Raw genomic sequence first — 22,864 nt, 5'->3', positions numbered from 1 at the left:
GTGCAGCAGATCGAGGATTGGATAAACAACTATCCCCGAAAGATTCTGGGGTTCCGGTGCTCCAACGATCTCTTCATGGAGTACCTGCAAAATTTATGACAGTTTGAGGTGTACGCAGTGGCCCAGATTTACTTGGAAATTTTCCTCGATACTTTCAAGCTGGTTATACCGGGTTGTCTGATTATTTTATTGCCTTTTATCTTGATCCTTTTATTGCTTTTGTTTTTTCGTGCCACTCTCAGAAGGTTGATGTTTTTTTTCTGGGGAGTTAAGGTGAAAGTGCAAAGGAGGAATCTTGAATCTAAAAGAAACAACAGAGGAGAACTCCAACAGGATGAATCTACTAAACCGCCTCAAAGTATAAATTTGGATTCTTCTAGCCATGTTTCTACTGAGTCTCTATATAGTAAATCTTTTGCTCCTCAGCGGGATGAATTTGCTGAATATGCCGCAGCTAGACAGCGGATATGGTTGGCTCTTCGTAAAGCTGAAGCACGCTCGCAACGTGAAGTTGCTTTCCCCCATGAAGATTGGTTTTCTAAGCCTTTGCGCAGAGAGTCTCCAAGATCTTCGCAGGGTAAATTCGACAAGCAGCATGAAGTTTTGGATTGTTCCGACATTGGGAGGCGTGGCGAAAATTTTGTGTATTCGATATTGGAATCTTCCTGTCCTAATATGCGTTTCATCCGCAATGTTTATTTGAGAACTGGCACGAATTCTCTTACAGAAATTGATTTGGTTGGAATTTCGGATAAGGGTGTTTTTGTTTTTGAATGCAAAAACTACAATGGAGATGTTTATGGAACGGATAAAAAGAGTGATTGGCATGTATATTATCCTAGTGGCAAAAGCTATTCTTTTTACAGCCCAGTTTTACAAAATGAATCCCATATGAAAGCGATTCTTAGGAAAATTCCTTGGTTGCAGTCCAGCGAGTTGCATTCTGTAATTGTTTTTGTTGGCAGTGGATGCGTTAGAGTTTTGGCTTCTGTTCCGGTTATCTCCGCATCGTCTTTAAGATCTGATTTCAAAAAATTGGAATCCTCTTTGTCTCCGGTATTGGGTGTGCATGAGATTCAGACTGTTTATAATTGCTTGAAACTTTTTTCGAATCCGTCAGATGATATAAAACGCGAGCACATACGTCATGTTTCAGAAGCGAAAAAGAAATATTCTTCTTGAAGCAAGAAAAGCAGAGAGTTAAAAGCTCTCTGCTTTTTTTACAATAATCATTAATCTCGCTTTGTCTAATTTTCACAAACCTTAATATTTTTAGAACTTTTTTCGCATTATCTCTTGCAATTCACGTAATTTTTTGTGAAATTGCGCACAAAGCGGCTTTTCCTACGAATATCGCTTGTATTTTGCCCGCAAAGCCAGTATAATATGGAAGAAACCGCTCAAACGCAGAAACGCAGAAACGCAAACAGAACAGGAGACTTTTATGGGATTTTCGATCTATTCGATGTATCAGATCTTTGCCCGGGTCGTGGTGCTGTTCACCTCGATGCCGGTTCATGAATACGCCCACGGCTGGATGGCGCACAAGCTGGGGGACGACACCGCCTACCAGCAGGGCCGGCTCGACCTGAACCCGCTCGCCCATCTCGACCCGCTCGGCACGATCCTGCTGCTTTTCACCGGGTTTGGCTGGGCAAGGCCGGTTCCGGTACAGCCCCACAGGTTCAACCGGAAGATTTCGATGCGCGCCGGTGTCGCGCTGACCTCTCTGGCCGGCCCGGCTGCCAATCTGCTGCTGGCGCTCATTATCATGGTTGTCTACAAGCTCTTTGCGGTCGCGGTAATCGCAACCGGCGCCACGATCACCATGCCGCTCGGGATCGTCGCTGAAATCCTCAGCATGATGGTCTCGATCAATGTGGGGCTGGCGGTCTTCAACCTGCTGCCGATCCCCCCGCTTGATGGCTTTAACATCTTTTCCTACTTCCTGCCCGCCAAATGGGAATACACGATTGCGCAGTACAGCCGGTATCTGCCGATGATCCTGCTGGTGATCGTCATGGGTACCCCGCTGCTCGACTGGCCGCTCTCGTTCCTGAGCGGGCTGATCTACCGGCTGCTGGACTTCGCGACCGGCTGGGTCAACCTGATCGCCCGGTTTATTCTGTAATGGAACAGCTTTCGTTCCGGACTGCGGAATTTGAAGGCCCGCTCGATCTGCTGCTCCACCTGATCGCCAAGCACAAGCTGGACATCTATGACGTGCAGATCTCCGCCCTGCTCGAACAATACATGGCGTACATCCGCGCGGCACAGGACGCGGACCTCGAGCTGGCGAGTGAATTCCTCGAGATGGCCTCCCGCCTGGTTTATATCAAGACAGTTTCCCTTCTGCCCAGGCACGAGGAGGAAAGCCGCCAGCTCAAAACCGAACTGCAGGGGCAGCTTCTCGAATATCAGGTCTGCAAGCAGATGGCCGCTGAGCTCGGGGAGCGGGGCCAGCAGTTCCGGCGGTTTGTCCGACCGCCGGAAAAAATTGAGGCCGATACCGCATACCGTCTGACCCATCCGGTCAAACTGCTCTGTGACGCTTATCGCGACGCGGTTGGACGCGGTCTGCGGCGTCTGCCCCCGCCCCCGCAGGCGTTTTCGGGGATTGTTGCGCGGCGGGTCGTCTCGGTCAGCAGCCGGATCGTGCACCTGCTTAAACGGCTCTACCGGTCGGGAAAGGCATCCTATGGGAGCCTGTTCGAGACAAGCACCGACCGCAGCGAGCTGGTGGCGACCTTCTTGGCGGTGCTCGAGCTGGTAAAGGCAAAACGGATTACGGTGGAGGACGGGCAGGTCCGGTTCGATCGGACCCATCACAGCCCTGACGCATCCACAACGGGGGAACTGAGTTATGATTGACCTGCCGCACAAACAGATTTTTTCGGTGCTGTTCGCCGCCGGGGAGCCGGTCGAAACGGCGAGGGTCGCGCAGGCGATCGGTGCGGATGAGGAAACCGTCCTGCGGTATCTGCCAGCCCTTCAGGACAGCCTCGATCAGGCCGGCATACCGCTCCAGATCCTGCGTTTGGGGGACAGGCTCCAGCTTTCCACACTGGAAGCCTTTGCGCCGGTGATTCAGGACGCGCTCGCACTGCGCCGCAACATTCCGCTTTCGCAGGCGGCGCTCGAGGTGCTTGCGGTGGCCGCTTATAACCAGCCTGTGACCCGCGCGCTGATCGAGCAGGTGCGCGGCGTGGACAGTTCCGGGGTGGTCAATTCTCTGATTGAAAAACAGCTTCTGGAGGAAGCCGGCCGGCTCGACCTGCCCGGGCGCCCGCTCTCCTACCGTACGACCCCACATTTTCTGCGCACGTTCGGTCTGGAAAGCCTGGAACAGCTTCCGCCCCTGCCAGGTACAGAGGATGGGACAGCGTAAACCTGGTTCCAGGCCAGGCTCATAAGCGTCCAGTGCCTTCCTCTTACATTCCTCCCCTCCAGGCTGCGTGAAACTGCTCCCGTGGGGCCGCATCCGCCCGATTGGGGATGGTTTTCCGGATTTATTCCATCATCTTAACTTTTTACCCATCTGTTCAAACATCGTGGACGCACAAAAAGGGGGACGGATATGGTCGGTTTTATCCTGCTGGGGCTGTGGGCCCTGGTCACGGTCTGTTTGCTGATCCCCTGTTCGATCCGGCTGCACTATCAGACCGGCGAGACGGCCGAAGCCGTCCTGTGCTGGGCGTTTTTCAAGCTCCGGTTGGGTGGCCCACAAAAGCCGGAAAAAAAGCCTGTTAAGGCCAAGAAGGCCCGCAAAAAGCCGCCGGACAAAAAGAAAAAATCTCTGGGGGAGCAGTTCGGCGGAATCCCCGGCATGGCTGGCCTGCTCTCCGACCTGCTTTCGGCGGCAGCGGAAGGGACGGGTTTCCTGGTCCGGCATTTTCCGCTTCGGGTTCGGCTTCAGATGGTGGTCGCCGAGGGGGACGCTGCCGAAACCGGAATCCGCTATGGGCGGACGAACGCGGCGGTCTATGGGATTCTGGCCTCTGCCCACCACTTCCTGCGCCTCAAAAAGCAGGAAATCTCGATTCAGCCGGACTTCACCGCTTCACAGGGCAGTGTGGAATTCTCCCTGCATGGCCGTATGCTCCCGCTCTTTGCCCTGCTCGGGACGGGAAATATCGCAGGCCGGTTTCTGGCCAAAACGCTCAAACGAAACAGGCGGACACGCGCGGCAAAAGCCGCAGGCAGTTCCGCAGATCATAAGGACGGAGGAATTTCCATGAACAATGAACATCCAATCAACGGCCTGCTCGACAGCTCGATGCAGAACCTGCGGTCGCTCGTCGACGCCAATACGGTGATCGGTGAAGCGATCACCACCCCGGACGGGACGGTCATTATCCCGGTTTCCAAAGTCAGCTTTGGATTCGGCTCGGGCGGCTCGGACCTGCCCACCCAGAAAGAGGGCGAGCTGTTCGGCGGCGGTGCAGGCGGCGGTGTCTCGGTACAGCCGCTGGCATTCCTTGTGGTCAAGGACGGTGATGTCCGGCTGCTCCAGTTCGACAACAGCAAGAACGTCGCGGACCGCGCAGTTTCACTGATGCCCGAGCTGTTTGACAAGGTTTCCGAACTGTTTTCCAAAAAGGACAAGAATCCGCCCGATTCCGCCGGGCAGGAGGGCAAGCCCCAGTAATGGAACCGACAGAATCCGCATAAAATGACCTGTATACTGGTATCAAACGATATTTTGATGACAAGGTGCAGGTGATGGAGATGCTGAAAAAGTCGATCGTCCTGCTGGTCGCATTCCTGCTTTTGCTGGCAGGGGTGCGGGTGACTGATGCGCACGCGCAGACACCGGACGGCTTTGGGAAGCCCGCCGCAGTGCAGGCGGTTGCGGATACGCCGGACTACCAGACCAAAGCCAAGGCCGCGGTATTGATGGATGCGCAGACCGGGCGTGTGCTCTTTGCACAGAATGCTGGTCTGCGCCTGCCAATGGCCTCAACCACCAAAATCATGACCGCCCTGCTCACCCTCGAGCAGGGCGGTCTGGACAATTATTTTCAGGTCGACAGCGATGCCATCCGGGTGGAAGGCTCGTCGATGGGCCTTCAGGAGGGGGACAGCGTTTCCCTGCGGGCACTCGCTTATGGGATGCTGCTTGCCTCTGGCAACGACGGCGCCAATGCGGCAGCGGTGCGCATCGCGGGGTCGATCCCTGCGTTTGTTGAGCGGATGAATGCCCGCGCTGCTGAGATCGGCATGGCGGACACCCGGTTCGCAACCCCTTCCGGATTGGACGACCCCGGCCACTACTCCACCGCCTACGACATGGCGCTGCTCGCCCGCGAGGCACTGCAAAATCCGCTTTTTGCCGAGATTTGCGCCCAGAGCAAAGCGGTAGTCCAGTATGGCAACCCGCCCTATAACCGCTGGCTCACCAACCACAACCGCCTGCTGCGGGAATATCCCGGCACAATCGGCGTCAAAACCGGCTTTACCAAGGCTTCCGGGCGGTGCCTGGTCTCCTGCGCCGAGCGGGACGGGGTACAGCTGATCGCTGTCACGCTCGGCTGCCCGGACGACTGGAACGAGCACCGCAGGCTGTTCGACCGCTATTTTGGCCTGCTCACCCCGGACGACCTTTCGGGCTATCTGCCGCACACAGGATTGCAGCTCCCGGTTGCGGGCGGGACCGAACCGGCTGTCGCGCTGCGGTACACCCCTCCCCCTGCAATGGCGCTGCTCGAGGGGGATCGGGTAGAGGTGCGCGCGGTTGCCGCACCGCTTGTGTTCGCGCCGGTCGAGCAGGGGGACCTTCTCGGACATCTGACCATCTGCTGCAATGGCGAGCCGGTCGCCGAGCTGCCGCTGACCGCCGCACAGCCGGTCGAGGCGACCACACCTTCCCCCCGCGAATCCCTCTTGGAACGGTTGTTTACATAAGGCTATCCTGTAATGCGTCTGACAGGGCTTCGGGAGCGTGGGGCAGCGCGCAAAGGCCAACCGGCCCAGCGGCCTTTGGCCTGAAGCCAGAGCCGAAAACACGTTTGTATTCCGCTTTCTAGGGCTTGTTTGAAAATAGAGAAATAGACGGATGGTTCGTAAAAAGCGAGCGGTTGCAAGGAAAAAAGCACAGGAATACTTGCTGTATTCCGCGCATTTTTGACGCGGCAGCTGCCGCTTTTTGTAGAAAAAGACGGCTATTTCGATTTTTCAAACAGCCCCTAGCCAGAACCACAAAAATCGTCGGGGCGCACAGGTCCTGAATCTCACAAAAATCAACGGCGTGAGCCGTGGAAAGACAGGTAAAATTTATGGCACAGGGAAAAGGCATCCGGATTCAGAAGGTGCTTTCGGATCATGGCGTCATGTCCCGCCGCAAGGCGGAAGAGGCGATCCGAAACGGACGGATCACTGTCAACGGGCATCCCGCCCAGCTGGGCAACCCGGTCAACCCCAACCGCGACATCATCGCGGTCGATGGAAAGCGGATCGTATTCCAGCGCAAAAAGAAAAACTGTTACGTCATGCTGCATAAACCGCGCGGCTATGTCACTACCACCTCGGATGAGATGGGGCGCAGGTGCGTCACCGATCTGGTGAAAGACCTGCCCATGCGGGTCTACCCGGTGGGCAGGCTCGACCGCAACAGCGAAGGTCTGCTTCTGCTCACAAACGACGGGAACTTCGCCAACCTGATTATGCATCCGTCCAACCACATTTCCAAAACCTACCGGGTGACCGCCCGTCCGGGAATCACCGATGAACAGGCGGCGCAGATGGCCGCGGGCGTGATGCTCGACGGTCGGATGACCCTGCCGGCCACCGTCCTGGTGCTCGAGAAGGGAGAGGGCCGGGTCGTACTCCAGATCACGATCCAGGAGGGGCGCAACCGGCAGGTGCGCCGGATGTGCGAGGCAGTCGGGCTGGAGGTCGCGCGGCTCAAACGCACTTCGATCGGCCCGCTCAAGCTGGGGATGCTCCAACCGGGACACTGGCGGGAGCTGAAGCCTTCCGAGGTCGCTGCCCTGCGCAATGCGGCGGCGAAATAGGATGGAGGTGCAGGATGTTTCAGATTCGCAGATTATCCGATCCGCGGCTTTCCGCGCGGGTATGCGGCAGCTTCGGGCTGGATGGAAAAAACGTGTTCGCCTACGCGGCCTTTCAGAAGGATGAGGTGCTCGCAACCGCCGTATTCACCCTTGAGGAGGGATGCGTGGTGCTTGAAGGGGCGGACACTGGCCGGCGCACCGACCTCCCATTGATCGACGGGATGGCGCGCGCGGCGTTCGCGGCACAGCTCCGGAACGGGGTCGCAGCAGCCCGGCTGGGCGGCCGGCTTCCGGCAGAACTGCGCCATTCGCTCAACAAACTGGGCTATGCCGCCGAAGGTTCGTTCTCCCTACAGGAATTCTTTGAAAAAAAGAATTGCAGCCACTGAACAAAAGCCAGCTTTGCGGCGGCATATCCGATCGGAAAACCAAAAAGGACGCGGATTTCTCTTCCGCGTCCTTTTTCTTTCAAGACAGTTTATCCCGCCTTGACCTTGTTTCTCCAATCCTCTACGATCTCCCGGATGGTTTGTTCCAGTGCAATCTGCCGCTCCCATCCGGTATCCGCACACAGCTTTGAAATATCCGCCTCAATGATCGGCACATCGGCCGGGCGCATCCGGCTGCTGTCCACCCGGACTTCTATCTTCTGATTCGACAGGGACAATATCTGGTCCAATATCTCCTGGATGGCCACCGCATGGCCGCTCCCGACATTGTAAAGCTCCCCGGGCCTGCCGTTCTCCATCAAAAGCCGGTATGCACGAACTACGTCACGGACATCCGTAAAATCCCGTTTGGCGCTGAGGTTCCCGACCGAAATGACCGGTTCCCGGATCCCGGCTTCGATCTCCGCGACCTGTTTGCAGAAATCCGAAACCACAAAGATCGGCGCCTGTCCCGGCGCGATATGGTTAAACGCCCGTACCCGGATGATATCCATCCCATAGGCGTCCGCATAGATTTTCCCGATCATGTTCTGACACGCCTTGGTCGCGGCGTAGATGTTCCCGGGACGCAGGTTGTTTTCCTCCTGAATCGGGATTTCTTCCGGTTTCACATGCCCGTATTCTTCGCCCGACCCGATCAACAGGATCCTGGGCCTGTAATCCAGCGCGCGGGCCGCATCCAGCAGATTGATAACCCCCTTGATGTTCACATCCGCTGTCAAAGCCGGATTCTTCCAGGACAGGGCGACCGAGCTTTGTGCCGCCAGATGGAAAATACAATCCGGACGCACCTGCTCCAGCAGGGTCCTGATCTGCCCTATCTCCAGAATATCCAGATCAAACAGGCTGATCCCCTGGCCAGGGACCTCCTCATGTTTGAGCTTGGTGGCACTGACCTGCCAGTTACACGCATCGCGCAGATGGCTGATCAAATAGTGCCCGACAAACCCCGCCGCCCCAATGATTAACGCTTTCATGACAAATCCACCTCCAACGCTTTTTCAGATTTTAAAAACAGCTATTAAAGGCCCGCAGGCAGCGGTTTCAGATGGCGTTGAGCCGGATTTCTTTCCCGACCAGCTCCATATCATTCTTTACCATACGCTCAACCAGTTCACTGAACGGGATTTCCCGTTTCCAGCCCAGATTCCCCTCCGCTTTTGCGGGATTCCCTAGCAGGATTTCCACCTCCGCAGGACGGAAGAATTTCGGGTTCACCTTCACGATGGTCTTTCCGGTCGCCGCATCCTTTCCGATCTCGTTGACGCCTTCTCCCTGCCATTCGACCGTAATCCCGACATGGCGGAATGCGGTTTCCACAAATTCGCGGACGGTGCGGGTTTCATTCGTCGCGATCACATAATCGTCCGGAGACTCCTGCTGCAGCATCAGCCACATGGCGCGCACATAGTCCTTGGAATGCCCCCAGTCGCGTTTGGCGTCCATGTTCCCCAGCTCCAGGGACTCCTGCACCCCCAGCTTGATCCGGGCGACTGCATCGGTGATCTTACGGGTCACAAACTCTTTCCCGCGCCGCTCCGACTCGTGGTTGAACAGGATGCCCGAACAGGCGTACAGCCCAAAGCTTTCCCGATAGTTTTTCGTGATCCAGTGCCCGTAGAGTTTTGCGACTCCGTAGGGGCTTCTGGGGTAAAACGGGGTTTTCTCGGTCTGCGGCATCTCCTGCACCAATCCGAACATTTCAGAAGTGGAGGCCTGATAAAAACGGCATTTGGGATTCACGGTGCGGATCGCCTCAAGCATGTTGGTGACGCCTACCGCGTCGATCTCCGCGGTGGCGATCGGCTGTTCCCAGCTCGTAGCCACAAACGACTGTGCCGCCAGGTTATACACCTCATCCGCCTGCGAAATTTTCATCGCATTGATGAGCGAAACCACGTCGGTCATGTCCGCATAGATAAAGTGGAGCCGGTCCTTGATATGCTCCACATTCCCGTAATCCACGACGCTCTTCCTGCGCATGATCCCATAAACTTCATAGCCATTTTCCAGCAGCAGTTCCGAAAGATAGGACCCGTCCTGCCCGGTAATCCCAGTAATCAACGCATGTTTCATTTTCTTTTCCCCTTTACTAAATCAGTTCATTGCGGTTGCAGATTTTCAGGTTTTCGATCACCTTTTTAATGTCCTGAGCCGCGTCTTTGGCGCAGACCAGAAGTGCATCTTCGGTATCAACGATCACCATGTCCTCAAGCCCTACAGCGGCGATCAGCTTTGACCCGCCGACAATCGTTGTATTTTTGGTTTTGATCGTGACAACATCCCCCTGCACCATGTTTCCGAATTCATTGGTCCGGTTGATGCGCTCGAGGGAGAGCCAGCTTCCCACGTCATCCCAGCCAAAGGTGCCCGGGATGGTATAGATATTCTCCGCTTTTTCCAGGATGCCGTAGTCGATCGACTCGGATTGGAACCCGGCAAAGCAGGTTTTCAGGACCAGATCAAAATTTTTCTGTCCGACCGCATCCCGGATTCTGACCAGGCCCGCATAGGTATCGGGCATGAACTGCCTGAACTTTTCCAGAATCGTGGAGAGCTTCCAGATGAACATGCCGCTGTTCCAGAGGTACTGTCCCGAACTGAGGTATTCTTTCGCGGTGTCGATATCCGGCTTTTCCACAAACCGGTTGACCTTGTAAATCCCCCGCTGCTTGTTGGCCTCGTCCCTGACAAAATTGATGTATCCGTACCCGGTTTCCGGATAGGTCGGGGTGATCCCCAGTGTTACAAGGTTCTCCCCCTCCTGCGCAAGATCGATCGCCTGCCGCAGGGTGTCCACATACATCTCGGTATACTTGATCAGATGGTCGGAAGGGAGGACCAGCATCACCGCATCCTCGTATTTTGACTGGATCACCGCCGCCGCCAGACCGATGCAGGGGGCGGTGTTTCTTGCCATCGGCTCCGCGAGGATATTCTCTGGCGGCAGCTCGGGCATCTGCTCTTTTACGATCTCCACATAATCCTGATTTGTCACGATATAAACATCACCGAGGTCCACCACCGGCAGCAGACGCTCTACCGTATGCTGGAGCATGGTTTTTCCGTCGGTCGTCAACGAAAGGAACTGTTTCGGAAAGCTGCTCCTGCTCTTGGGCCAGAAACGCTCTCCTTTTCCTCCTGCCATAATCACTGCTGTTGTCTTCATGAAAACGCCCCTTACTTACTGAGCCTGTCCGGAAAGGCAAAACCAGCCGGCTTTGCCCGGGTTTCCCTGGGCAGACCTGTATTTTTCTCTTCCTGGTTGTTGAAAGGTTCGCTTGAGGGTTTGTCCCATAATCTTTATATCAGGGGGATTTTTACCCAAAACCCCTCTCTCCGCTCTGACCAGCCAGGACCAGGACACCCTCAAAAAAGCGCTTTTCCGGATGGCGTATTCCGCCATATACACGCGGCGGCAGGAACCCTGTCCCCAACGCCGCGGCCTTTGAGCAGACTGGCAGACCTTTTCATAAAAATGGTTTCAAATGGGCCGCTGCTTGCGCTTTTGCGAATTTTCAGATATACTTATGATTATACTTGAACACGGTCGAAATTGCAACCCATACGGCCCGCTAAATCCCATCTCTTTTCCATGGAGGTTTTATGCATCATTCTGTGTTTCGTTTTTTGTGGAGGATCGTAACCGCCTGCAAGCCTTTTTTAAAAAAAATCGTTCCATCTGCGCTCCTCAAGCGGGTGCAGCCATGGGCTACACGGAGAAAGCTGGCGGTCGTGCTCTCTTCCTTCCAGCACCGGTTCTGCCGCTCCGCCGCTCCCGACGGTGTCAATCTGATCGGTTACATCAAAGGGGAGATCGGGCTGGGACAGAGCTGCCGGCTGGTTGCGGATGCACTGGCGCAGAGCGGCGCGGCGTTTACGATCTACAACGTCGATCAGATCGGCCAGATGCGCCATTCCGATTCTACATGGGATTCAAAAATCACCAATACGGTCCCGTTCAATATCAATCTCATCCACATCAACCCCTCCGAGCTGGTTGCCGCCTACTTTCAGCTTCCGGCGTCTATGTGGGCGCAGCACTATAACATCGGCTTCTGGCTTTGGGAACTGGAGGAATTCCCGGATGAGTGGTGTCTCTGCATGGGGCTGCTGGACGAAATATGGACCCCTGCGGAGTTTGTCAGCGAAAGCATCCGCAAAAAAACCTCTCTTCCTGTTCGAACAGTCCCTTATGCGATCAGTGCTCCAACCGACGCCGCCTGTTCACGCAGCTGGTTCCACCTCCCGGAAAACCAGTTCCTCTACCTCACCATGTATGACTGCAACAGCACCATCCAGCGTAAAAACCCGTTGGGGGTTATCGCCGCCTATAAGCGGGCTTTCCCGGTCGAGAATCCGGAGGTGGGGCTGGTCATCAAGGTAAACAACCCCCAGCAGGCGGATCTGGACATGCTCCGGGCCAGCTTCCAGGGATATCGGAATATCTATCTGATTTCTGATATTTTAACCAAAGTCCAGGTGAATAGCCTGGTAAGCTGTGTGGATGTGCTCGTTTCCCTGCACCGCGCGGAAGGGTTCGGTCTGGCTCTGGCGGAAGCAATGCTGCTCGGGACCCCTGTGGTTGCCACCAACTGGTCGGCCAATACCGAATTCATGAGCCAGGAAACCGCCTGCATGATCGACTATTCGCTGGTTCCGATTGAAGAGGATTATGGCCCATACAAAGCTGGGAACCGCTGGGCGGATGCAGACCTGGAGCAGGCCGCTGAAGCCATGCAGAAGCTCTGGCAGGATCCGGCATTTTACCAGCAGATCTCCCAGAACGCCAAACGATCTGTCACCGAACAGCTGAGCCTCGAACGCGCTGGAAGATGCATCCAGCAGCGCATCGACGAGATTTACAGCCGGCCGGAATAGAAAAAGGAACGGGCGATCCGGATCGTCCGTTCCTTTTGTACCTTACTTATCCATAAATTATGAGCTGCCCAGAACATCGTAAACCCCTGAACTTTTCAGCATTTATACTCGGTGTGTAACGTCGCATAAAGGGGGGCAATCGTATTTAACCGCTTTCAATAGCTCCTTCCGCAGATTTTTGCTGTCCAGACTTTTTTCAGTCTCGTGAGTTCTCCGATTGTGTAGGACAGTTCAAACTCTTCTCTCCCATTGTTCAAAAGCATATATCCAACCTCCGTTGTTTGATGTTCAGGCCGCCGGTAGTCCGTCGATCGTTTCCGGTACAGACGATTTTCCAATCGTCAACATAGCTTTTACCGTCCCATCCAGTTCCAGCTCCGCGATAGACACCGAGAGTGCCCCGCGCCACTTGATAACCTGTGGTTTTTTCCCCGGTTGTCTGCTGCTCCGGCTCCTGCTGTGCCTGGCCGGCTGTGTCTGGTGTGTTCACTTGGTTTTCGTCCATAACAATTCCTTTCAAGGTTTACGCCCTCCGGCAAAATTGCATTTTTACGCCTGCCGGCAAAAAAAGATATAAAAAACGCCGGTGCCCCCATACAGGTTTACCGGCGCTCGTGACGCTCTTGCTGATTCGGTTTTGTATCCTCCGGTTCCCCGAAGACGTTCATCTGTTTGCATCGGTCGCACCGCACTTCAATCTGATGCCCCGGGGATGCGCGGCAGAGCAGTTTCCTGCACAGCTTTCCGCGATAGGTTCCTTTGCAGCGATACTCGATCAGTTCATTCATCCGCGTTCCTCCTTCTGCGCGCTTCCAAGTCCAGACCCATCGCTTCATACTTCCGTTTGATCTGTATGAATTTTTTTATGTCTTCTTGTAAAAGTGCCTTTAGCTGCTCTGCCGGACCGCCGTCACGCCCCAATCCGCGTTTGTGGGTCTTGTACCACTCCTCTTTAATCTGCTCCTCGATGACGGCGCTGTCCGCGCTCAACTGCTCTAATTCCCGCGTAAACTGTTCATCCAGCTCCTGCTGCCGACGCTCATACTCGGTCATCTGCGTTTTCTCCTCTCATAGTAGATGCCCAGCTGTTCACAGGCGGTTCGAATGACCGTGTGGACAACCTGATCCTCATATTCGCTTTCCGGAATCCCCGTCTGTTCCAACAGCTTCCACTTGTTTTGCCACGCCTTCGAAATTACAGCGTCGTATTCCGCGCGCGGCGGCATCCGCTCCGGATGTCGGATTTCGTAGAGGTACCGGTCATCAAAAGCAAGCATCCTCGCTGAACCGTCCTCATAAAACGACTGCATATCATCATGGCTGGGTGAGGCCCGGTCGCGCCGAGGGTTTTCCATTCCCGGCGGGCGGTGTTCTCCGCAATCCGGTTCAAAGTCCCGATATCGGCTGAAATAATCTTTTGAAAGTTCCCCACAGCGGCAGCAAGCATTCATAGAAACAGCGCCTGATCCCCTTTTACGTGGCTGCGGCGCACAGGATCATTTAGAACCTGTATTCATAATCAGAGGATGCCGGATGGGCGAGGGATTTTGCTGCCCTGCAAGGCGAAAAAATGCAGACAATACTTTGTGTATGGTTGTGAATACGGGTTCTTACTTAAATTGCTAACTTCGGCGAAGCAAACCGTACTGGTTTAAGCAGATTTTATTCCCCGTGGGCGGCAGCCTACAGAAGATACTTAACAGCATGGCATCCGCCAGCTCCCAAAAGCACACTGGATATGGGGGCTTTATTCCCATATCCAGTGTGCCTTTTAAAATCTCCCGCCGCCACCGCCGTGTCTTGCACCCGAAGATGAGGTGTGCGTCGCCGAACTGCTTTTGGGCGGGTCTTTCACTTTTTTAGTACGGACAATATTTCTATACAGGAACAGATCTTTCTCCCTTGTTAAGCGCATGCTGCCAGTTTCGATATAGTTCCCTGCCATCGACTGCCTGTGCACTGTCTTCAGCTGCGTCCTCATCAGCCCTGTCACAACCAATGCAATCACAAAACCGACCGCCAATGCAGTTACAAGGCTGCCAAACACTTCGAACGGCTCCTTCGGAAGACGCCCTGTTTGATACGGCATGTCCGTCCTTGCCTGCGTTATAAAGTCATCACACAGCCGGACAAAGGTCGTAAACGCCGATGCATAGCTGCCTTCGCTCAGGTCACCCAGAAACTGTTCGGACATGTACTCCAATCCCGCGTCAGTAACCGCCGTTATTCCATATCCCCTGGTTGATATGTACCATTCCCGTTCTTTCATACTGATGAGGAAGAGGATGCCGTCCCGGTCCTCTCCGAAACCATAGCCGCTATCATCGTAGAAATCATCGGCATATTCCCTGGCAGACGCCCCCGACAGGGAATTGGCCGTAACCACTACGATGTCCACTTCCTGTCTCTCGCTGACCTCGTCCAGCTGGCTTAATAAGGCAGCTTCCTCACCGGCGGAAAGCAGCTCCGCTTCGTCTATAAGCCGCGGCAGACCTGGCTCGGCGAACACGGGGGTCACCAAAGCGATGCATAAAAACAGCGTGAGAAAGACACCGCAGAATCCCTTTTTCATCCTCAGCCCCCCTTACAACAGCCAAAACAGATAGGAGGCAGCAAACACTGCCGCGCCTATTATGCCTGTCAGGCCAAACAGCCATTTCCGATATGCCGATTTATCCAGCGGCAGGTTCCCCACCATCTTCCCGCTCTGCCCATTCATGGCAAAGAGGTAATTCTGGCCATTCCATTTGGTGCTGAGAAGCCAGACAGGGTAAAGCGCATATTTCACCTTGCTGTTGCACAGCTGGATGCTGCCTGCTTCTTTTATAACCGTTGCATAACCTTGCACCGTTGCATCAAAAGCTTCCTCTGTGCTTTTCCTGATCCGCTCATTGGCGCGCTTCATGCTCTGCTCGACATCCACATCATATTTATCCGCCAGATAGCCCGCCAGATACGCTGTTTGAAAATCCACCGCTTCCGAGAAGTCAAAGGGCTCAATGGATTCCATCAAATCATCCGGCATCTTCTCGGAGCCGTCAACAGGAACCCGCGCAAACCCAATGCGCCCGCCCCTGCTTACCGAAAAATAGCTGGTTTCTGTGTAATGGTACTGGCTGTCGCTCCAGGACCTGATCCGGGTCGCCTTATAGCGCATATTGGCATCAGCCTCTGCATCAAACAGCCAGAATGGCACATATACACCTTTGACCTCATCAATATGGTTTTCATCCTTGAACACTTTCGGAAGCAGGCGCTTGCCTTCATAATGCTTCCGAAGCGCCTCCTTTGCTGCCTTTTTATCCAACTTGAACGGGATGATATAATCCGGTTTCAGCGCGCCTGAAAGCTGTCCCATCATAACGACAGGGTTGCCGCAGAACGGGCAGGCGGTAGCCGCTGTATTTTCGTCCCCCACAATTTCGCCGCCGCAGGATTTGCAAACATAGGAACGCAGCCCATCCATTTCTCCATTCTGCCATTCCTCACCGGAAACAGGCTCCCAATTCATGTCATCCGGCTGTTCGCTTTTCAGTTCTTTGTCGTAGTCTGCCAGCGTTTCCATCTCGAACTCTGTATCACAGTAAGGACACTTCATCTTCTGTATGGTACTGTCAAAAGCAATCGCACCGCCGCAGCAGGGACATTTATATTCCTGTATTACAGCCACCGTCTCCACCTCTCTTGATTAAAAAGAATCGCTTCCCGAACCTGCCTCTATCCCATCAACGCGCATCCTTCTCATCGAACGGGTCCCCGCATTCCGGGCAGAACTTCGGCGGATGCAGGGGGTCTTCCGGTTCCCATCCGCACTTGTCACATTGATAGAGAGGTGCCGCCGCCGGTTTCTTCGCCCCACAGTTCTGGCAAAACTTCCCTTTGTTCACTGCTCCGCAGGAGCAGTTCCATCCGTCCGGATTCACAGGTCTTGCCGCGCCGCACTCCGGACAGAATTTGCCTGACGCCGTTGCCCCGCAGGAACATTTCCATCCGTCACGCGCCACAGGCTTTGCCGCGCCGCATTCGGGGCAGAATTTTCCTGATGCCGTTGCCCCGCAGGAACATTTCCATGCCCCCGTCTGTGACGCAGTTTGCTGCTTTGCCTGCTGCTGTCCCATAGCGAACAGGTTTTGTGCATTCATGCCGCCCGCCGCATTCATCGCCATCCCGACCCCCATAAAACCAGCCATGGCGCCCGCAGAGTTGGAAGCCGCCGCTTTCATGGCATCTGCCTGTGCGCCGACTAAAGTCGCCCCGGCCATATTCGGGTTTTGCAAAACCGCTGTCCGCTGGAGCTCCTTGATCATCTGCGCATCTTCTTCCGGCAAAGTGACCGAGCCGAGCGCGATACTGACCACTTTCAACCCGCGCAGTTCGCCCCATTTTGCCGAAAGTACAGCATTCATTGCGTTCTCGAGGTCGGTGTTATGTGCGACAATCTGGTTCGGGCGCAATTCCAGATCGGAAAGTTTTCCGAACGCAGGCTGCAGCGCGCTGATAAATTCTGTTTTCAGCTGGCCATCCAGCTCATCACGCGTATACTCCTGCTCCACATTGCCGCAGACATTGGCATAAAACAGCATCGGATTCGCGATTTTATAGGAATAAACGCCGGAACAGCGGATGGAGACATCCACATCCAGCCCGATCTTGGAGTCTACTACACGGAACGGGATTGGGTTCGGCGTGCCAAACTTGTTGTCGATCAGTTCTTTGGTATTGAAGTAATACACCCGCTGGTCCTTCCCGGTATCACCTCCGAAGGTGAACCGCTTGCCAATCGTCTGAAACGTCCCCAGTATGCTGCTGCCAAGGCTTCCGGCAAAAATGCTCGGCTCTGTGGACGTGTCATATTGAAATTCCCCCGGCTCTGCGCACAGCTCCACAACCTTGCCCTGTTCTACAATCATCATGCACTGTCCGTCAGCAACCGCAATCACGCTGCCATTTGAGATAATATTGTCATTCCCTTTGGTGTTAGAGGAACGGGAGCCTGTGCGTTTCCTGCCCTTGGTGACCATGACGTCCTTGTCCATCGCTTCACAATAAAAATACTCTTTCCATTGATCTGCAAGTGTACCGCCAAGCGCACCTAATCCAGCTTTAATAAGTCCCATAGCGCATCCCTCTTTCTGTGCTCAAACTCATTTTTTACATTTCCCACAAATACGTTGCATTTTGGGGGGCACTGATAAACACACCGCCTATTTGCAAGATTATATTACCACACACTCATACACTTTTCAATCATCAGCAGGGAGCTAAAATGCCGGATTTATAAGAAGCTGTCCTCTTTTGGGATGTTAGCCTGCTCTCAAAAAAACGTCAGGGCGCTCTGCCCTGGCGTTTTGTTATAGGTTCCAAAGCACCTTCGTGCTGCCGTCCTCGCTGATAAAGATTTTATGTATCATCGCCATAGCAACCGCTTTCTTCCGCTTATCGCCGGCGGTTCTCCATAACTGGGCCAGATTGACAGCGATGCCCGTTGCCCTCCTGCTCTTTTGGGCTTCTATACGCTGATGCAGCGCCAATCGATCCCGCTCGAGCTGGACGGCTCTCTGATTTGCCAGTGTCAGAAGAGCATCGTTGAATCCACCCGCCAACATGACATCCAGGAGCTGTTTCTCCGACCTCTCAATGGCCCTGATTTTCAGCTTCAGATCGTTGATCCCTGCCGCATTGCCCTTTTGGGGCGTACACTCCGTCTCTTTCAGGTCCTCCAGCTTTGCGGAGATGCATTCGCAGATCATATCCTCCAAATCCCCGGCATAGATCGTCACCTTTGGCCCGGTGCAGGTTTTCTTATGAGACCTTCCGGTGCAGTTGAAATACCGCCGTATCTCCCCACGCTTATTGATCCTCCCCTTGATGGTGGTCATCGTATGGCCGCACTTCTCACAGACCACCTTCCCGGCCAGCCAACTGGTGGAGTTGCTGACGCTGTTGCCAATCTTCCGGTTCTGCTCCAGCTTGTGCTGGCATTTTAGCCAGATGCCGGAACTTACAATACCGGGATGGGTCAGAAGCACCAGCTTCATATCCGACCAATCCGCGTTTCCGGAGTCATGCTTGGTATGGCCATAAAGCTGCGCACCGTTCTCCCCGGTAAACAGAGACACGTCCGTAACCATCTGAACGCCGCGGCAGTCATAATAGTCGTACACATCAGAGTCAGCCTTGACATAGATCGGGTTCTTCAGGAGCGTGGACAGCTTTGCCGTTGTCCAGCTGCTTCCGTTCAAGGGCTGCTTGCCTTCAGCCACCAGAGTGTCCTGGAGCCGCCGCAGGGACAGGTTCTCCCGGGCGTAGGCTTCGAAAATGTACCGTACCTGCTCCGCCTCATCGGGGATGGGATTCAGCTTCTTGGTTTTGACATTATGGATGACGGTTGGTATCAACTCAAACCCGTAGGGCCGCCTGCCGCCCATATAGAATCCCATTTCGCTGCGGTGGGCGTACGCCTGGGTGACACGGTTGATAATGGATGTACGCTCAAACTCGGCAAATACCATCAGGAGCTTGACGAGCATCTCCCCATAAGGCGAGGACGTGTCAAAGGATTCCTGCGAGGACACAAATTCTACCCTGTGCTCCTTGAACTCCTGCAAAATATTCACGAAGTCTGACAGTGAGCGGCTGATACGGTCCAGCTTATAAACGATAACCTTCTTCACTTTCCCCTGCCGCACCAGCTTCATCATTTTCTGGAAGCCGTCGCGGTTGACGTTGCCGCCGGAGAAGCCATTGTCCACAAAGGTAAATACCTTCTCGTCCTGTTCATCGGGCTTGATAACCGATCTGCAATATGCAAGCTGGGTTTCGCAGCTGATGCTGTTCTCACGTTCCACGGATCTGCGGGCATACAGGATGATTGCCATTTGACCAGTTCCCGAATGGTAAACGATATCTGTTTATGATGCGGGAATCCGCTTTTCCGCGCTGGTCAAAGCAAGAAACAGTTCCTCCTTGACCCGTTCCCGATCGGCCGAATCTTCCGCATGAACAGTAAGATGCTCTACACGATGTCTCCGGCCTTTCATGTCCGTGTATTCCTCTTTGAGACCAGCCATAGCCGTACCTCCTAAGCAGCCCTGCGCAGGGGGCGTATTGGAATCCCATCCGCTACCATTATATGTGTGAAGTCCCGGCATATTGCGCAGTTAAGCAGATTTAGGGCGGCTCTCCTGTTTTTATGATGCGTTCAGGGGAAACTTCCAGAGCAGATTTGCCCTCAAGCTCTGCATCAACTTTAGGCAGTGATTTCGCCTTACACTTTTTCAAAAATACTTTTTCGAATAAACAGATAAACCCCAATCTGGAAGACCGCGGTAACAATCCATGTGACCGGATAGGACAGAAACAGGGTTTCAGGCGTCGGATTGCGTGGGAAAATGGTATAAACCCACACAAGCCTCAGCAGGCACGAACCGACCAGCGAGCCAAGCATGGGCACCACAGAGCAGCCCAGGCCGCGCAGAGAACCAACCATCGTGTCCATAATACCGCACAAGGCGTATAGCCGCCCGACATGGCCCATGCGGATCAATCCCGCTTGAATCACCGCTTCTTGTTCCGGGCCCGGCTGTACATAAATTGCAATGAGGTCATGGCCAAAATAGAACATCAGGTTTCCTAAAATCAGGCCAGTCGCAACCGTAAAGATTTGACAGTAAACCGTCACTTTGTCCACGCGCTCATATTTCCCCGCACCATAGTTTTGACTGGTGAAGGTCATTGCAGCCTGGTAAAACGTGTTTATCATGGCGAAAACAAATCCCTCGATATTTTGCGAGGCAGCAGTCCCGCTCATCATGGTGGAGCCAAACGTATTCACTGTAGATTGAATGACTACGTTGGACAGCTCGAACACCATCCCCTGAAAACCAGCGGGCAAACCCACCCGAAAAATGCGCCGGACAATTTCCGGGTCCATCCGCAGCTGGCGGAAGTCCAAGCGAATCGCGTCCTGCTCCTGGGCCAGGAACCACAACACCAGTCCCGCAGAAATATATTGAGAGATCGCGGTAGCAAAGCCAACACCGGCTACTCCCAGGCCCATGCCTATGACAAACAGCAGATTCATTGCCACATTGGCAACTCCCGCAAGAAACAACGCGTACAGCGGACGCCGGGTATCCCCCTGCGCAGACAGTACCGCACCGCCGAAGTTATAGGTCATAGTGGCGGGCATTCCAAGGAAATAGATCCGCAGATACAGGGAAGCCAGGTCGATCACATCGTCCGGAGAGTCCATCCACCGCAGGAGCTGCGGAGCAACGCACATGCCGAATACCATCAGAACAACCCCGCTGAATAAAGCAAGACAGACGGAGGTATGCACGCCCCGCCGTACCGCATCCATCTGTTTGGCCCCAATATCTCTCGCCAAGGTTACGTTCGTACCAATCGACAGCCCTACAAAGATGGAAATCAACAGATTGATCAACGCTGTATTGGAACCTACAGCCGCCAGTGCCTCCTTGCCTACGAATTTGCCGACCACCACAATGTCTGCGGCATTGAACAACAGCTGCAACAGCCTCGAGGCGGCCAGAGGCAGGGCAAAGAGCAAAATTTTGCCCGGCAGGCTTCCGCTGCACATGTCAATCGTATGCTGTTCCTTTTTTGTCATAAAGCTCATCTCTTTCCGCAATCATGGCAGACAATTCTCCCAGCCGCATGGCGGCTGGGAGAATTGCCCCTAAAAGGACTTCTAACGGATCAACCATTGATCGCCCGCGTCAAATATGCCAGGCACTTTTTCATCGTTTCCTCCGGGTCGAAATCATACAGGCGGTTATAAATTTCAAATGGGATTGCCCCTGTATATCCGAACTCATCCAAAGCGTTCAAATAGTCCAATAGCGGGAGGTTCCCTTCGCCGGGGATCAGATGTCCCAACGGCGTCCCATCCGCAAAATGCAGGTGAACCATATCCGCGCCAAGGAGTGCCAGGTCCTCCCGGATATCCTCTTTCGCCATGGCCACTGCGCAGGTATCCAGCATACATTTTAGATTTGGGCTGCTTATCTCGTCCAGCATCCGGCGAATCCGCGGGCTGTCGTATACCACGTTGGTTGTGTTATAGCTGGCGGCCTCAATCACCATCGTCACGCCGTACCGTTCCGCTTTATCCACAATGCGGGCCATCGACTGTACACTGCGCTTCCATGCATCTTCCTCCGGGTTGTCAAAATAGCCCCTCCCGCAGACGATTTGTGCATATGGCGCTTGCAGCTGTGCCGCAAATTCGATGGTCTTGAAAAAAGTCTGGACACTGCGCTCCCGGATGGCGTCATCCTCGCAGGCTATGTTGATCGGATAGACGCACTGCTCCTGTGTCAGACAGCATACCCTAATCTCCCGGGCATCCAATTCCCGTTTCAGGTCATTCACGGTTGCGTATGTAGCATCCTCGATGCTCAGATGAGGGCTTGCGGCGTAAAATTCAATCAGATGCTGGTCCAGCCTCGCCATGGAATCCAGAAAATAGGGGAGGCTGTATTTGATATAGTGATAGTTTGAACTGGCGATCTGCGTTGTTTTCAATGTTTTCATACGGTGCCTCCATAAATCACGTTTGATTCTGCCGTTGATGATACGGCCAACAACGACGAAAGACAGAGCTTGGATCGCCCTGCCTTCCGCCATATTCGTAGAGATAGAGTAGCGCTTGCAAGTTCCTCATCCAATCCATTTGCGGAACAGGTCCATGGACTGTTTGTCAGCAAGTTCGGGCTTTTCAAAATACCGGCGATCGGAAATTTCCATGGAAAGGAAACCCGTGTAGCCATAGGCCCCGATGGTTTCCACAAATTCCTGGAGGGGAATGGTTCCATCACCGAAAGCCAGATGCCCGCCCGGCATGCCGTCCACAATATGGATGTGGATCAGGTCTTTCCCCAGGGCTTCAAAGTAGTCCCGGACATGTTCCCCAACCAGGCATACCTGACAGGTATCCAGCATGGCCTTCAGGTTGGGGCTTGGAATCTGACCCAATACCATTTTCAAATCGGCTGCGGTGTTAATCAGGTTGGAGCTGATGGGGGACAAGTGCTCCAGCGCTAGGATAACACCCTCCTTTTCCGCCTTTCTGGTCAGAACCTCTATGGATTGGAGCGCATAGGGCATCGACTTTTCCCTGCCGCTTTCCACATATCCCCATCCCGGGGTAAGCAGCATCCGTCCACAGCCCAGTTCCGCAGCGATTTCGATTGCCCGGGACAGGTATTGCAGGCTGCGCCAACGGATATGTTCCTCCTCTGCCGCAATATTGATAGGGTATACCACCGTTTCCGGCGTGTAGCAGATCAAATGCAGGCCCCGGCTCTTGATGGCCTTGCGGACATAGTGGAGCCGTTCCGGCGAAGCATCGTCCACATACAGATGGGGAGAGGCGCCCCAAAGTTCCACATTTTTGATCCCCAGCGCAACCTGCTGATCCAAAAAATACTCCAGGCTATGGTGCTGGTAATGCAGGTTCATGCCGCTGAGTTGTTCCATGCGCAGTGCGCCCATGCT

The 22,864-nt window shown here is 54.2% G+C and carries 24 protein-coding genes; 9 read left to right on the top strand and 15 right to left on the bottom strand.

The genetic code is table 11. The annotated features are described in order from the left end of the window. The first annotated feature begins 117 nt into the window (after positions 1–117). From D5269_RS18860 to D5269_RS04330, 8 genes are all read left to right on the top strand, one after another. Positions 118–1,182, top strand: a complete 1,065-nt coding sequence (locus D5269_RS18860; RefSeq protein ID WP_120484594.1) for a nuclease-related domain-containing protein — start codon at positions 118–120, stop codon at positions 1,180–1,182. A gap of 262 nt (positions 1,183–1,444) precedes the next feature. After that, complete coding sequence (locus D5269_RS04360) at positions 1,445–2,131, top strand: site-2 protease family protein (RefSeq protein WP_199735704.1); 687 nt, start codon at positions 1,445–1,447, stop codon at positions 2,129–2,131. After that, a complete protein-coding gene (locus D5269_RS04355; protein WP_120484593.1) occupies positions 2,131–2,871 on the top strand; it encodes a segregation/condensation protein A in 741 nt (246 codons plus the stop codon). The genes D5269_RS04360 and D5269_RS04355 overlap by 1 nt, the downstream gene beginning before the upstream one ends. Further along, positions 2,864–3,388, top strand: a complete 525-nt coding sequence (gene scpB, locus D5269_RS04350) for an SMC-Scp complex subunit ScpB (RefSeq protein WP_016316422.1) — start codon at positions 2,864–2,866, stop codon at positions 3,386–3,388. The genes D5269_RS04355 and scpB overlap by 8 nt, the downstream gene beginning before the upstream one ends. Before the next feature lie 189 nt (positions 3,389–3,577). Continuing rightward, complete coding sequence (ytfJ, locus tag D5269_RS18990; RefSeq protein ID WP_120484592.1) at positions 3,578–4,648, top strand: GerW family sporulation protein; 1,071 nt, start codon at positions 3,578–3,580, stop codon at positions 4,646–4,648. 74 nt (positions 4,649–4,722) lie between these two features. Further along, positions 4,723–5,904: a D-alanyl-D-alanine carboxypeptidase family protein gene (locus tag D5269_RS04340; RefSeq protein ID WP_243126702.1), complete on the top strand. Its 1,182-nt coding sequence runs from the start codon at positions 4,723–4,725 to the stop codon at positions 5,902–5,904. A gap of 371 nt (positions 5,905–6,275) precedes the next feature. Next, positions 6,276–7,013: a pseudouridine synthase gene (locus D5269_RS04335; protein ID WP_016316419.1), complete on the top strand. Its 738-nt coding sequence runs from the start codon at positions 6,276–6,278 to the stop codon at positions 7,011–7,013. Positions 7,014–7,027: 14 nt separating this feature from the next. Beyond that, positions 7,028–7,402, top strand: a complete 375-nt coding sequence (locus D5269_RS04330) for a hypothetical protein (RefSeq protein ID WP_120484590.1) — start codon at positions 7,028–7,030, stop codon at positions 7,400–7,402. A gap of 89 nt (positions 7,403–7,491) precedes the next feature. On the opposite strand, the gene D5269_RS04325 is transcribed toward D5269_RS04330, so the two are convergent. The 3 genes from D5269_RS04325 to D5269_RS04315 form a co-directional block, all read right to left on the bottom strand. Further along, positions 7,492–8,439, bottom strand: a complete 948-nt coding sequence (locus D5269_RS04325; RefSeq protein ID WP_120484589.1) for a GDP-mannose 4,6-dehydratase — start codon at positions 8,437–8,439, stop codon at positions 7,492–7,494. Between the two features lie 67 nt (positions 8,440–8,506). Beyond that, the gene (gmd, locus tag D5269_RS04320) at positions 8,507–9,538 is read right to left on the bottom strand and encodes a GDP-mannose 4,6-dehydratase (RefSeq protein ID WP_120484588.1); all 1,032 of its coding nucleotides are present in this window, start codon (positions 9,536–9,538) and stop codon (positions 8,507–8,509) included. 16 nt (positions 9,539–9,554) lie between these two features. Continuing rightward, complete coding sequence (locus tag D5269_RS04315) at positions 9,555–10,631, bottom strand: mannose-1-phosphate guanylyltransferase (protein ID WP_120484587.1); 1,077 nt, start codon at positions 10,629–10,631, stop codon at positions 9,555–9,557. Between the two features lie 437 nt (positions 10,632–11,068). On the opposite strand from D5269_RS04315, the gene D5269_RS04310 reads away from it, so the two are divergent. After that, a complete protein-coding gene (locus D5269_RS04310; RefSeq protein ID WP_120484585.1) occupies positions 11,069–12,343 on the top strand; it encodes a glycosyltransferase family 4 protein in 1,275 nt (424 codons plus the stop codon). Between the two features lie 253 nt (positions 12,344–12,596). On the opposite strand, the gene D5269_RS04305 is transcribed toward D5269_RS04310, so the two are convergent. From D5269_RS04305 to D5269_RS04250, 12 genes are all read right to left on the bottom strand, one after another. Continuing rightward, positions 12,597–12,863 carry a hypothetical protein gene (locus D5269_RS04305; protein WP_120484584.1) on the bottom strand — a complete coding sequence of 89 codons (267 nt, stop codon included), beginning with the start codon at positions 12,861–12,863 and terminating at the stop codon, positions 12,597–12,599. A gap of 82 nt (positions 12,864–12,945) precedes the next feature. Continuing rightward, the gene (locus tag D5269_RS04300) at positions 12,946–13,131 is read right to left on the bottom strand and encodes a hypothetical protein (RefSeq protein ID WP_120484583.1); all 186 of its coding nucleotides are present in this window, start codon (positions 13,129–13,131) and stop codon (positions 12,946–12,948) included. Beyond that, a complete protein-coding gene (locus D5269_RS04295; protein WP_120484582.1) occupies positions 13,124–13,396 on the bottom strand; it encodes a hypothetical protein in 273 nt (90 codons plus the stop codon). Before D5269_RS04295 ends, D5269_RS04300 begins: the two co-directional genes overlap by 8 nt. Further along, on the bottom strand, positions 13,393–13,794 hold the full coding sequence (locus tag D5269_RS04290; RefSeq protein WP_120484581.1) for a hypothetical protein: 402 nt from the start codon (positions 13,792–13,794) through the stop codon (positions 13,393–13,395). Before D5269_RS04290 ends, D5269_RS04295 begins: the two co-directional genes overlap by 4 nt. A 320-nt stretch (positions 13,795–14,114) precedes the next feature. Further along, positions 14,115–14,915, bottom strand: coding sequence for a TPM domain-containing protein (locus D5269_RS04285; protein WP_120484054.1), 801 nt, complete (start codon positions 14,913–14,915; stop codon positions 14,115–14,117). Positions 14,916–14,927: 12 nt separating this feature from the next. Then, complete coding sequence (locus D5269_RS04280; RefSeq protein ID WP_120484053.1) at positions 14,928–16,013, bottom strand: hypothetical protein; 1,086 nt, start codon at positions 16,011–16,013, stop codon at positions 14,928–14,930. A gap of 55 nt (positions 16,014–16,068) precedes the next feature. Further along, entirely contained in the window at positions 16,069–17,460 is a 1,392-nt protein-coding gene (locus D5269_RS04275; RefSeq protein ID WP_120484052.1) for an SPFH domain-containing protein, read from the bottom strand. 234 nt (positions 17,461–17,694) lie between these two features. Then, positions 17,695–19,221, bottom strand: a complete 1,527-nt coding sequence (locus D5269_RS04270; protein WP_120484051.1) for a recombinase family protein — start codon at positions 19,219–19,221, stop codon at positions 17,695–17,697. Between the two features lie 33 nt (positions 19,222–19,254). Continuing rightward, positions 19,255–19,413, bottom strand: coding sequence for a hypothetical protein (locus D5269_RS04265; RefSeq protein WP_158604868.1), 159 nt, complete (start codon positions 19,411–19,413; stop codon positions 19,255–19,257). Positions 19,414–19,610: 197 nt separating this feature from the next. Further along, entirely contained in the window at positions 19,611–20,975 is a 1,365-nt protein-coding gene (locus D5269_RS04260) for an MATE family efflux transporter (protein WP_120484050.1), read from the bottom strand. A gap of 89 nt (positions 20,976–21,064) precedes the next feature. Continuing rightward, positions 21,065–21,901 carry a sugar phosphate isomerase/epimerase gene (locus D5269_RS04255; RefSeq protein WP_158604867.1) on the bottom strand — a complete coding sequence of 279 codons (837 nt, stop codon included), beginning with the start codon at positions 21,899–21,901 and terminating at the stop codon, positions 21,065–21,067. Between the two features lie 126 nt (positions 21,902–22,027). Then, on the bottom strand, positions 22,028–22,861 hold the full coding sequence (locus tag D5269_RS04250; protein ID WP_120484048.1) for a TIM barrel protein: 834 nt from the start codon (positions 22,859–22,861) through the stop codon (positions 22,028–22,030). Positions 22,862–22,864 lie beyond the last annotated feature (3 nt).

The organism is Anaerotruncus sp. 1XD42-93 (genome assembly GCF_009917605.1).
In the GTDB taxonomy this organism is placed as follows: Bacteria; Bacillota; Clostridia; order Oscillospirales; family Ruminococcaceae; genus Anaerotruncus.
This window is presented reverse-complemented; position numbering and strand designations above follow the sequence as displayed.

What these genes read in the sequence shown, in the direction of transcription:
- D5269_RS04275 (WP_120484052.1), bottom strand. Translation starts at nt 17,460, where the DNA reads ATGGGACTTATTAAAGCTGGATTAGGTGCGCTTGGCGGTACACTTGCA.
- D5269_RS04265 (WP_158604868.1), bottom strand. Translation starts at nt 19,413, where the DNA reads ATGGCTGGTCTCAAAGAGGAATACACGGACATGAAAGGCCGGAGACAT.
- D5269_RS04295 (WP_120484582.1), bottom strand. Translation starts at nt 13,396, where the DNA reads ATGACCGAGTATGAGCGTCGGCAGCAGGAGCTGGATGAACAGTTTACG.
- D5269_RS04335 (WP_016316419.1), top strand. Translation starts at nt 6,276, where the DNA reads ATGGCACAGGGAAAAGGCATCCGGATTCAGAAGGTGCTTTCGGATCAT.
- D5269_RS04285 (WP_120484054.1), bottom strand. Translation starts at nt 14,915, where the DNA reads ATGAAAAAGGGATTCTGCGGTGTCTTTCTCACGCTGTTTTTATGCATC.
- scpB (WP_016316422.1), top strand. Translation starts at nt 2,864, where the DNA reads ATGATTGACCTGCCGCACAAACAGATTTTTTCGGTGCTGTTCGCCGCC.
- ytfJ (WP_120484592.1), top strand. Translation starts at nt 3,578, where the DNA reads ATGGTCGGTTTTATCCTGCTGGGGCTGTGGGCCCTGGTCACGGTCTGT.
- gmd (WP_120484588.1), bottom strand. Translation starts at nt 9,538, where the DNA reads ATGAAACATGCGTTGATTACTGGGATTACCGGGCAGGACGGGTCCTAT.
- D5269_RS04255 (WP_158604867.1), bottom strand. Translation starts at nt 21,901, where the DNA reads ATGAAAACATTGAAAACAACGCAGATCGCCAGTTCAAACTATCACTAT.
- D5269_RS04290 (WP_120484581.1), bottom strand. Translation starts at nt 13,794, where the DNA reads ATGAATGCTTGCTGCCGCTGTGGGGAACTTTCAAAAGATTATTTCAGC.
- D5269_RS04315 (WP_120484587.1), bottom strand. Translation starts at nt 10,631, where the DNA reads ATGAAGACAACAGCAGTGATTATGGCAGGAGGAAAAGGAGAGCGTTTC.
- D5269_RS04325 (WP_120484589.1), bottom strand. Translation starts at nt 8,439, where the DNA reads ATGAAAGCGTTAATCATTGGGGCGGCGGGGTTTGTCGGGCACTATTTG.
- D5269_RS04270 (WP_120484051.1), bottom strand. Translation starts at nt 19,221, where the DNA reads ATGGCAATCATCCTGTATGCCCGCAGATCCGTGGAACGTGAGAACAGC.
- D5269_RS04310 (WP_120484585.1), top strand. Translation starts at nt 11,069, where the DNA reads ATGCATCATTCTGTGTTTCGTTTTTTGTGGAGGATCGTAACCGCCTGC.
- D5269_RS04360 (WP_199735704.1), top strand. Translation starts at nt 1,445, where the DNA reads ATGGGATTTTCGATCTATTCGATGTATCAGATCTTTGCCCGGGTCGTG.
- D5269_RS04330 (WP_120484590.1), top strand. Translation starts at nt 7,028, where the DNA reads ATGTTTCAGATTCGCAGATTATCCGATCCGCGGCTTTCCGCGCGGGTA.
- D5269_RS04300 (WP_120484583.1), bottom strand. Translation starts at nt 13,131, where the DNA reads ATGAATGAACTGATCGAGTATCGCTGCAAAGGAACCTATCGCGGAAAG.
- D5269_RS04340 (WP_243126702.1), top strand. Translation starts at nt 4,723, where the DNA reads ATGGAGATGCTGAAAAAGTCGATCGTCCTGCTGGTCGCATTCCTGCTT.
- D5269_RS04250 (WP_120484048.1), bottom strand. Translation starts at nt 22,861, where the DNA reads ATGGGCGCACTGCGCATGGAACAACTCAGCGGCATGAACCTGCATTAC.
- D5269_RS04260 (WP_120484050.1), bottom strand. Translation starts at nt 20,975, where the DNA reads ATGACAAAAAAGGAACAGCATACGATTGACATGTGCAGCGGAAGCCTG.
- D5269_RS04355 (WP_120484593.1), top strand. Translation starts at nt 2,131, where the DNA reads ATGGAACAGCTTTCGTTCCGGACTGCGGAATTTGAAGGCCCGCTCGAT.